Consider the following 4,736-nt stretch of genomic DNA (forward strand, 5'->3'; position numbering starts at 1 on the left):
GCCTTCAGCTTGTAGAAAGTCGCGGGGCTCAATCCATGCTTTCGGCATAGCTCAGCGGTTGGCAAACCAGCCTCCTGCTCTTTGATCATCCCGATTATCTGCGCATCGGTAAAACGGCTTTTCCTCATTCGTCTGCTCCTTCAGGGATGGGCAGACTCTACATCAGATCGAGGGAACTTCCGGGGGGCAGGTCAGCTGCCGTCAGTTCTGGCCGATTGGCAGTCTTGCCACTTTCCACCTCGATGAAGCGCGCAAGGATTTCGGCGGCGCGCGCTGCGGCAAAGGCATCGATAGTATTGCGCTGCGCCTCCAGCCCCAGCCCGCTCGCGCCCTGCCGCGCCGTCGACACCCGCTCGTATGCTGCGCGAAGGACTCGCTAACGAATCGGTTGTTTTGAAGGACTACTGCAATATCATTGTGGCAATAGCAGGGCACTTCAAATTCTTTAGCATTTAGGGGAATGACATGGTTACGCAGAACATCACCCTCGACGGCATCAACAATTTCAGCGCATTCGGAACCAACGGCACTTGGTCCAACCAGAGCATCAACTATGTTTCGGTGGGCATTGATCCGGGCGAGGACCCCAACGAAGCGAATACCTTGAACGCCAGCCTTGCAGGTGGCGACTGGCGCATTCGGTTTTTGAATTTCTTCAACGACGGCCCGTTTGAATATGACGTTAACCTGACCGATGCCAACGACGGCGTAGCGCGCCGGATTGAGCGGTTGCAGGTCAGCGGCGCAGGCGATACCGCCATCACGCTTTTCAACACGCGGGTGCGCTATCTCGAAGTCTTTGATGACCGCACATTGAACCTGACGCTGGGCGAGCAAAGTCTGGACTACATGCTCTCTGACGGGCGGCTGAACGTTATCAACATTGGTACGGGCAGCGTGAAGTCAATGTTTCTTGGCGGTCCCGAGCGGGCAAGCGTCAACACCATCAACGGCGGCAGCGGATACATCAACTCCCTCGAATTCGGCGAGGGATCAACTAACACCATCGTCAATGGCGGGAATTTCGGCAGCATCCGCAGCCACGGCGATTCCAATACCTTCACCCTGCTCGGTGGAGGCGATTCGCTTAGCCTTGGGTCAGGTATCAGCAATGTGAACCTGACGGCTGGGTTCTATGGCTCTATCACCTCATATTCAGGCACCAACACCGTCACCATCGGGGCCAGCGCCGAGGTCCGCAGCATTGGGTTCAGCGGTGGCGTCGACATCGTCAATGTCAGTGGCAGTCTCGAACAGGCCGCCCTTGGTGGTGCCAATGATCGGTTTATCGTCAATGCGGGTGGGCAAGTTGATGTTGTCAATCTTGGCGACGGCAACAACTTTTTCCGCACAAATGGCGACTATGTCTGGGTGGTCAATGCCTTTAGCGGAAATGACACGCTGCAGTTCACCTCGGGCCAGACAGATCAGGCCTATGCGGGAGGCGGCAACAATATCATCACGGTTGGCAGCGGGTATTTCCTTGGCACTCTGCGCGCCAACGAAGGCAATGATACGCTTACGGTAACAAACGGCGACATCAACTCGGTGTTGCTGGGCGAGGGCAACAACAAGGTGACCATGAACGGCGGTCAGATCAACAGTTTTCAAGCCAATGGCAACGAAACCATCTCACTCTTGGGCGACGCACGCATTCTGCAACTGAAGATGGACGAAGGCGTAAACCGGCTGACCACGCAGGCTGGCAACATCGAATCGATCTATGCCTACAACGCCCAGAACACTATCCTTCTGGGGCAGGGCGGCGCCCAACAGATCGTACTTAGTGGTTCTTCCGCAGCGCAGGAAATCCGATCTGTCGGTTGGCTCGGCTCTTTGCAGGTCTATGCCGGTGATCAGATCAATGTAGAGGCGACCACCGTGGTTGTTGGCACGGGGGGGGCCGGCTACATCCAAACCTCGAAGGGCAACGACCGGATCACAACCGGGGCTGGACAGGTCGACAACATTAATAGTTATGAGGGCAATGATACCGTCACCGTCGGCGCGGGCGGCGTGCGCAGCCTGCAGACCGGAATCGGCAATGATATCCTCAATCTGACCAACGGCCGCGCCGATTGGATTGATACCGGTGCAGGCAATGACACCGTGACTCTGGGTGTAGGTGGGGCACGGTTCGTGGTGCTGGGTGACGGCAACGACACTTTGTCCCTGACCGCTATGCAGCCGATTTTTGGCGTGGTTATCCAAGGCGATGCCGGAGTGGATACGATCAATCTTTCCCGCTTCACCTCGGGTGTGACGGTAACGCTGGATCAAAGCGGTGCTTGGCAGGATTTCGGGCTGACGGGTGCCGGATTTTTCTCGATGATCGACATAGAGAATCTGACAGGCACAGCAAAGGCAGATCAGCTTGAGGGCAATGCCAGCGCCAATACACTCATAGGCGGCGCGGGTGCAGATACGTTGCTTGGGCTGTCGGGCAACGATCGACTGATCGGCGGTCTCGGCAACGATGCGCTGACCGGAGGTGCTGGGCTAGATACATTCGTGTTCCTGCCAACAGACAATGCGGACCGGATCACCGATTTCACCATAGGGCAGGATCACATCGAGTTGCGTGCCGCCAACGCCGTGTCCGACATAACCTTTGCCCAAGTTGGCACCAATGTGCGGTTGACCTTTGGCACGCTCAGTATTCTTGTCGAAAATCAAACAGTGGCCACAATGCAGGATCAGGATAACTTCCTGTTCTGACCTTTGCAGGATTGAGGAGAAGCCGCGATAGACCTCTTGTGGACAAGCAGTCACGCTTGATCCCTACAACGTGCAAGTTGTGCGCGATCTTCGCTTGACACCCTGCTCTCTCGATAGCGGCGCTGGGGACGTTTATCTCGCCCACGGCAGCGCTGACCCAAGACGAACTGTGCCAAGCTTACGACCTGCCAGAGTTGCAGCCAGGCTATAACAATGTAGTCGTAAACGGTGAGCTGGTGACTTTGGCCGATAGCACCTTTGACATAATTCAGATGATCCGGATCGCTCGGTCTTTTTTCTGCTTGCTCATTAGAGCCGACTGTAGTCTGCGGGCCACCTAACTCGGCTGCACCAACCTCACCCATCAACTCTGACGGCAAATTGTGCACATTCCGCATATACCACTGCCTACCTTGCCGCGTCGGCATGCCGCCCTGGCCGAGTTGCCAGCCGATGACGCATAGGGTGAGATGACCTGCCGCGCGGATATTGGCGATGACCGGAGCGAAGTCGGCGGCGTGCTGGTCCGCGTTGGCCCCGACGGGTTTGCACGGCGCCGCACAGCCCTCACACGCTTGCTGGAGGGCGGCGCGGTGGTGTGTGGGTGGCTCGCTTTGCGGATATTGGGGTGGTGGTGCTTGAAATGGCGTATCAGAAGACCCCGCGCCGACGCTTCCAGCAATATTGACTAAATCGACTATCGTCATTTATTGTAGGGAAGTCGTGGCTCCCCGTACCACATAAGCCCTCGCTCGTGGAGACGGGGCTTTTTTTTTGCTTCCAAGTTTTTTTACACTCGGCGGCGCGGCGCTCTTAGTTTCGCTATTCCAAGTATCCAGTGACCGTGACGGTAGGGCACGAAAGGAGATTGCCTGTCTAAAAAGACAGCTATGCCAAACATCATTGGTCATATACCTAATGGTGCATAAGAACTTGTTAGAATACCGGCTCCGGAAACAATGTGTGCGTAGAGGGTGAAATGTTTCGAAACGATAACTTAAACCATTCGTCATACAATGTGGATCATAATGTCTTTGCTCCGCCGAAACCGATCCGAGACCTAATTAAATAGTTTGCCAATGCTTGAGTCCGCCGCCTGCGTGGCAGCGCTGCTATTCCTTTTTTTTTAAATAGCTGGTGCTGCTAGAGCTTTCCTAGTTTCCCCGCAGGTTGCCGTCGCCACCAGGTGATACCAACGCTTTCATAAACGACTGCACTGGAAAGCTGATCGCTTTCTTACTCTACGAACATGGGGTGGATTTCGGCCATATTATGGAAACACCAGATCCATCTGCGGGATCGGGTCGTGGCGCGCATTGATATGTATTGGGCAGCGGTTGGAAGATTAAGTCGGCTGTTGGACCCGCGCTGCGAGCATGACGCCGGTTATGATCGAGCGAACTGGGAAGGTTGAACCCCGATGACACCTGTTCTCGCGGTTCGCTTGTTTACCGCGGCAGCATCAGCCATCCATCCGCCTCAGCAAGTTTCGCACATTCGACACATGCCACTGCCCGCCTTGTCGTGTCAGCATACCGCGGTTGGTGAGTTGGGCTGCAATGGCGCGCAGCGTGACATGACCAGTTGTGCGGATATCAGCAATAACCGGAGCGAGGTCAGCGGCATGTTGGTCTGCATTCATGGATACCGTTTTGCATAGTGCGCATCCGCCCTTCCCTGCCCGCAGAAGGGCCGCAGCGCCATTCGGATTGCCCAGCTTCACCCCGCGCGCCTTGGCGACCGCGAGTGCCTCCTTGGTGCGCCGGGATATGGCCTCGCGTTCCGCCTGTGCCACCAACGCCATGATGCCCACCGTCAGATCATTTGCTTCTGGCATATCCACAGCAAGGAAACGCACACCACTATCGCGCAAAGTGAGCAGGAAGGCGGCATTGCGCGACAGCCTGTCCAGTTTGGCAATGACCAGCGTGGCACCGGTGAGTCTCGCCAGCTGAATGGCTGCCGTCAGTTCTGGCCGGTTGGCATTCTTGCCGCTTTCAACCTCGGTGAAGCGCGCG

4 protein-coding genes and 1 pseudogene are annotated in these 4,736 nt (G+C 56.1%); 1 reads left to right on the forward strand and 4 read right to left on the reverse strand.

Annotated features, from left to right (window positions below):
* Positions 1 to 128 (reverse strand): transposase (locus AKV04_RS03695; RefSeq protein ID WP_156317345.1); only part of this gene is annotated, 128 nt, incomplete at its 3' end.
* Between the two features lie 29 nt (positions 129 to 157).
* Positions 158 to 352 (reverse strand): annotated as a pseudogene (locus AKV04_RS03700) (recombinase family protein); the annotation flags it as partial.
* A gap of 113 nt (positions 353 to 465) precedes the next feature.
* Here AKV04_RS03700 and AKV04_RS03705 point away from each other — a divergent pair.
* Positions 466 to 2,718: a calcium-binding protein gene (locus AKV04_RS03705; protein ID WP_054005133.1), complete on the forward strand. Its 2,253-nt coding sequence runs from the start codon at positions 466 to 468 to the stop codon at positions 2,716 to 2,718.
* A gap of 50 nt (positions 2,719 to 2,768) precedes the next feature.
* On the opposite strand, the gene AKV04_RS26015 is transcribed toward AKV04_RS03705, so the two are convergent.
* Positions 2,769 to 3,425, reverse strand: coding sequence for a hypothetical protein (locus AKV04_RS26015; RefSeq protein WP_156317346.1), 657 nt, complete (start codon positions 3,423 to 3,425; stop codon positions 2,769 to 2,771).
* A gap of 755 nt (positions 3,426 to 4,180) precedes the next feature.
* A partial coding sequence (locus AKV04_RS03715; RefSeq protein WP_054005135.1) for a recombinase family protein occupies positions 4,181 to 4,736 on the reverse strand: 556 nt, incomplete at its 5' end.

The organism is Cypionkella psychrotolerans (assembly GCF_001294535.1).
GTDB classification, from domain to species: domain Bacteria; phylum Pseudomonadota; class Alphaproteobacteria; order Rhodobacterales; family Rhodobacteraceae; genus Cypionkella; species Cypionkella psychrotolerans.